Here is a 5,287-nt window from a genome sequence, read left to right on the forward strand (position 1 = left end):
GACTCCTTCGAGGCGTGCCGCGAGCTCATCGACCGCATCAAGTCCGAGGTTCCGATCTGGAAGCGGCAGTACGGCGCGGCCGGCTCAGCCGAATGGGTCCGCGGCACCTGCGCGCACTGAGCGGCGAGGCGCGCGATCTCACACCGTGGCGGGTTCGCGTGTGTGCGCGTCCTGCGCGTCCAGCCAGCCGAGGATCTTTTCCACTTTCCCCGTACACGTGCCGCAGCCCGTCGTCGCGCGGGTGCACTCGGCGACTGCGGCGACGTCGCACGCGCCGGAGCCGTGGGCGCGGACGAGTGCGTCCTTGCTCACCGCGTTGCACTGGCACACCGTGTGTTCGCCGGGCATGTCCGCCGGTTCGGGTTCGCCGCCGGCGGCCGCCGACTCGGTGCCGGTGAGCATCGCGAGCCTGTCGAGCGGTGCCATCGCGCCGGAGTCGAACATTTGCGTCACGGCGCCGACGACGTCGTCCATCCCCACGAGCACTCCGCCGACGATCCTTCCGGACTCGACGACGAGCTTGCCGTAGCGCCCTGCCGCAGGGTCGGAGAGCACGGTGACGTCCGGCCCACCCGGCTCCCAGTCGAAGGGCTCGACGCACCAGCGCCCGAAAGAAGCGACGTCGAGCGCGTCGATCTTCAGGCGCACCGCCTCCCGCCGGTGGGCGACGGTGCGCGGTTCCTGCGCGCCGCCGAACTGCGCGCAGATGTTGTGGGCGACGACCTCCGCCTGTTCCCAGCCCGGCCGCAATGTTCCCGTGGGCACCCCGGCGAATTCCGCGCAGTCCCCCGCTGCCCACAGCCCATCCGCGCTGGTGGAGCAGCGTTCGTCGATGACTATGCCGCCCCGCACGTCAATGCCCGCGTTCTCGGCGAGCGCGGTATTTGCGCGCACCCCAGCGGACACGACGACGAGATCGGCGGGCACGAACTGGCCGTCGCCGAGGCGCAGCCCTCCTTCCTCGACGCCGGCGGCGCGGGCGCCGAGTAGCAGGTCGACGCCCTGTTCGCGCACGCAGCGCGCGAGGATCGCGCCCGGTGTTGCGCCGAGCTGCTTGTCCATCGGCGCCTCGCCGGAATGGAGCAGCGCCACGCGCGCGCCGCGGTCGGCAACGTCCGGATTGCGCGCGAGCGCGTCCGCTATCTCCACGCCGAGAACTCCTCCGCCGATGACGGCGATGCCCCGGGCACCCTTCGACGCCGCGAGCACCCGTTCGCAGTCCGCGCGGCCGCGTAGGCCAAGGATTTCGGGATGTCCGACGTCATGGGTGGCGGTGAGGGCGGGCGGGAGAAAGGAGCGCGCGCCGGTGGCGAAGACGAGGTGGTCGAAGGCCAGCTGTTCGGGGCCGGCAGGGCCGTCGGCGAGGACGGTGCGCGCGGCGGCGTCCACGGCCTGTACGGATGTAGAGGTGCGGAAGTCGATGTCGCGCTCACGCCACCACTGCACGGGGTGGAGCTCGGTGTCGGCGGGGTCGAGGGTGCCCGCGAGCGCGGTGGAGAGCAGGACGCGGTTGTAGGCGAGGTGCTGCTCGTCGCCGAGAACGACGATGTCGAGCGTGCTGCTGCGGGAGCGGAGTTCCTCGGCGCAGCGGGCGCCGACCATTCCGCCGCCGACGATGATGATCCGCGGGCGGTGGGACATTCAGATCGCCTCCATCGTGACGTTGTTGACCTTGAAATCGGGCATCCGGCTGTGCGGGTCGAGGCTCGCCTCGGTGGCGAGGTTCGCGCGACCGGCGCCGGGAAAGTGGAAGGGCACGAACACCGTGTCGCGGCGCGAGGTGGAATCGAAGTGGACGCGCGCCTCGATGGCTCCGGCACGCCCACGGATCCGAACCATCGCCCCGTCGGCGAGGTCGAACGCGGTGGCGGTGTCGGGGTGCATGGTCGCGGTGGCCTCCGGGTCGGTGCGGAGGAGTTCGGGCACGCGGCGGGTCTGTGCGCCGGACTGGTAATGCCCGAGCAGCCGGCCGGTGGTGAGCACGACCTGCCGCTCGGCGACGCGGGTGTCGAAGGTGTCGGGCGTGCCCACGTTCAGCGAGAATCGGGCGCGCCCGTCGTCGGTGGCGAAGGAGTCGAGAAACAGCCGCGGGGTCCCGCCGGGCGAATCCGTACCGCACGGCCAATGCAGCGCCTCGCCGGCGTCGAGCCGGGCGTGCGAGATCGCCGAGTAGTCCGCGGCTCCCCCGGCGGAGGCGCGGGCGAGCTCGCCGAACACCTCCGCGGGGTCGGTGGAAAACCAGTACGCAGGCTTGCCGAGGCGCGTGGCGAGGGCGCGCAGGATCTCGAGCTCGTCGCGGGTGCCTGCGGGTGGCTCGGCGGCGCGGCGCCGGCGCAACACGCGGCCCTCGAGGTTGGTCACCGTGCCTTCTTCTTCCGCCCACTGGCGAACGGGCAGAACGACGTCGGCCAGCTGCGCGGTTTCCGAGGGGACGAAGTCGGCCACGACGAGGGTGTCGAGCGCGCTGAGCCGTTCGGCGACGCTCGCGGCGTCCGGCGCCGAGACGACCGGGTTCGAGGCGTGCACGAAGAGCATGCGCACCCCGGGGCGGCCGTCGGCGGCAACGTCGCGGCCACAGGCGTCGAGCAGCTCGAACGCGCTGCGCCCGGGCCCGGGGATCTGCTTCGGCTCGACGCCCCACACCGCTGCGACGTGTGCGCGGGCTGCGGGGTCGGTGATCTTGCGATACCCGGGCAGCTGATCGCATTTCTGCCCGTGCTCGCGACCGCCCTGTCCGTTGCCCTGTCCGGTGATGGTGCCCCAGCCCGAGCGCTTGCGGCCCGGCAGCCCGAGGGCGAGTGCCAGCGCGATCCACGTGGCTACGGTGTCGGTGCCGCGGGAGGACTGCTCGGCCCCGCGGGCGGTGAGGATGTACGCCCCGCGCCCGGCCCGCGCGTCCGTGGCGAGCCGCTCCACCGCGGCGCGCAGCGCGGGCACGCCCACGCCGGTCACGGCCTCGGTGCGCTCGGGTAACCACTGCGAGGCCACCGCCCATGCGTCGTCGAAACCGCTGGTGCGGTCGCGGATAAAGTCGCGGTCGGCCCACCCGCGCGTGACGGCGATATGCAGCAGTCCGGCAGCAAGCGCGGCGTCGGTGCCGGGGCGATTTTGCAGGTGCACCCCTCCGGCCTCGTCCGCGAGGCGCGCGGTCGCGCTGCGGCGGGGGTCGACGACGATGAGCCCGCCGGATTCCCGCGCTGTATCAAGGTGCGTGACCATCGGTGGCATCGTCTCCGCCGGGTTCGCGCCGACGAGAAGGATGGCCTCGGCGTCGTCGAGATCGGCGAGCGGGAACGGCATGCCGCGGTCGAGGCCGAAACACCGCGCCGCGCCCGCGGCCGCCGAGGACATACACCAGCGGCCGTTGTAATCGATCTGCGAAGTGCCGAGCCCGAGCCGGGCGAATTTACCGAGCATGTACGCCTTCTCGTTGGTCAGGCCGCCTCCCCCGAACACGCCGACGCGGTCGGGTTCACGGCCGCCGGCACTCGCCCGGTGCACCGCCTCCGCGATGACGTCGAAGGCCTCCTCCCACGTGGCGGGCGCGAGCTCGCCGGTTTTTCCGCCGCGGCGGAGCAGCGGTGTGGTCAGGCGGTCGCCGGTGTCGAGTACCTGGGAGGCCGACCAGCCCTTACGGCACAGCCGACCGCGGTTGGTGGGAAAGTCGAGCGGGGTGATCTCGAGTGGGGCGCGGCGTCCGACGTCATCCTGCGATGGGGTTGTGGGAGACAGCGCCATCCCGCACTGCAGCGCGCAGTAGGGGCAGTGGGTCTCGGTGCGGGTCATTTCTGGCGCACCAGGACCGGGTCCGCCCCGTTCGCGCCGTTCGCGGCGAGAGCGGTGCACGCCTGCGAGGTGTTCGTTCGGCGACGCACCCTCGTGAAGAACGACAGGGTGATCACGGCGGCGACGACGTAGTACAGCGCGAAGAACACGAACGCCGCGGAGGCGTCGCCTGTGTCGAGGTAGGACTGGCGCAGCACCATGTTGATACCGACACCGCCGAGCCCACCGATCGCCCCGGCGACGCCGATGAGTGCGCCCGCGGAGGCCTGCGAGAACTCGCGGCGCCGGCCCGGTTCGAGGCTCTGTTCGTGAACCTTCTTCCACGACACCGCCTCGAAGCTGTCCGGGATGAGCTTGTACACCGAACCGTTGCCGACGCCCGAGGCGATGAACAACGCGATGAACAGGGCGACGACCACTGGCAAGGAGTCGGAGGCGGCGAGAGCTACCGAACACGCGAGCATGACGACAAACGCCGCGGCCGTGACGGGGCCGCCGCCGACGCGGTCCGCCCATTTTCCGCCGTACACGCGGGCGATGGAGCCGAGGAGCGGGCCGAGGAACGCGATCTGCGCGGCGTGCAGCGTCGCCTGCGCGGGGCTGTCGCCGCCGGCGAGATAGTGCTGCTGGAGCACCTGCCCGAAGGCGAAGGAGAAGCCGATAAAGGAGCCGAAGGTGCCGACGTAGAGCAGCGAGATGAGCCAGGAGTTGCGATACTTCATCACCGCGCCAAGGGATTTGAGGTCCGCGGTGCGCCCGTCGATATTGTCCATGTACAGCGCCGCGCCAATGCCGGCGACGGCAAGGAGCACGAGGTACACCGCGCACACGATCTCCGGCCGCGTATTGCCGACGGTGGCGATGATGAGGAGGCCGAGCAGCTGCACGACGGGCACGCCGAGGTTGCCGCCGCCGGCGTTGAGGCCGAGCGCCCAGCCCTTGAGGCGCTGCGGGAAGAAGGCGTTGATGTTGGTCATTGAGGACGCGAAGTTGCCGCCGCCGAAGCCGGAGAGGGCGGCGACGAGCAGGTAGGCCCACAGCGCGTGGCCCGGATCGAGAACCAGCAGCAGCGCGCCGCCGGTGGGAATGAGAAGGACGACGGCGGAGAACACGGTCCAGTTGCGGCCGCCGAACTTCGCCGTGGCGAGGCTGTAAGGCAGTCGGAGCACCGCGCCGGTCGCGGTCGCGGTGGCGGCGATGAGGAACTTATCGGCCGCGCTGAGCCCGTAGACATCCTCGGGCATGAACAACACGAGCACCGACCACAGGCTCCACACCGAAAACCCGACGTGTTCGGCGACCACCGACCACAGCAGATTCCGCTTGGCGATCTTCTCGCCGCCGGCCTCCCAGGCTTTGGTGTCCTCGGGATTCCAGTTCTCGATCACGTGTGAGCGCGCCATCGCGACACATCCTTTCCGAAGGGGATGCGTCCGACGCTATGCGCGCGGCATTTCGGCGAGGTTTACTCCCGTGAACGGCGTGAAACGACTGTGTTTCG

The 5,287-nt window shown here is 70.8% G+C and carries 3 protein-coding genes; all 3 read right to left on the reverse strand.

Annotated features, from left to right (window positions below; genetic code table 11):
- Nucleotides 1–138: 138 nt before the first annotated feature.
- Genes V7E05_RS13500 through V7E05_RS13510 form a run of 3 tightly spaced genes read right to left on the reverse strand, consistent with a single transcriptional unit; the run spans nt 139 to nt 5,189 of the window.
- Nucleotides 139–1,641 carry an FAD-dependent oxidoreductase gene (locus V7E05_RS13500; RefSeq protein ID WP_333620157.1) on the reverse strand — a complete coding sequence of 501 codons (1,503 nt, stop codon included), beginning with the start codon at nt 1,639–1,641 and terminating at the stop codon, nt 139–141.
- On the reverse strand, nt 1,642–3,786 hold the full coding sequence (locus V7E05_RS13505; protein WP_333620158.1) for a molybdopterin oxidoreductase family protein: 2,145 nt from the start codon (nt 3,784–3,786) through the stop codon (nt 1,642–1,644).
- Nucleotides 3,783–5,189, reverse strand: a complete 1,407-nt coding sequence (locus V7E05_RS13510; protein ID WP_333620159.1) for a nitrate/nitrite transporter — start codon at nt 5,187–5,189, stop codon at nt 3,783–3,785. Before V7E05_RS13510 ends, V7E05_RS13505 begins: the two co-directional genes overlap by 4 nt.
- Nucleotides 5,190–5,287: the final 98 nt, after the last annotated feature.

The sequence above is a fragment of the Dietzia sp. genome (assembly GCF_036741115.1).
Taxonomy (GTDB): Bacteria; Actinomycetota; Actinomycetes; order Mycobacteriales; family Mycobacteriaceae; genus Dietzia.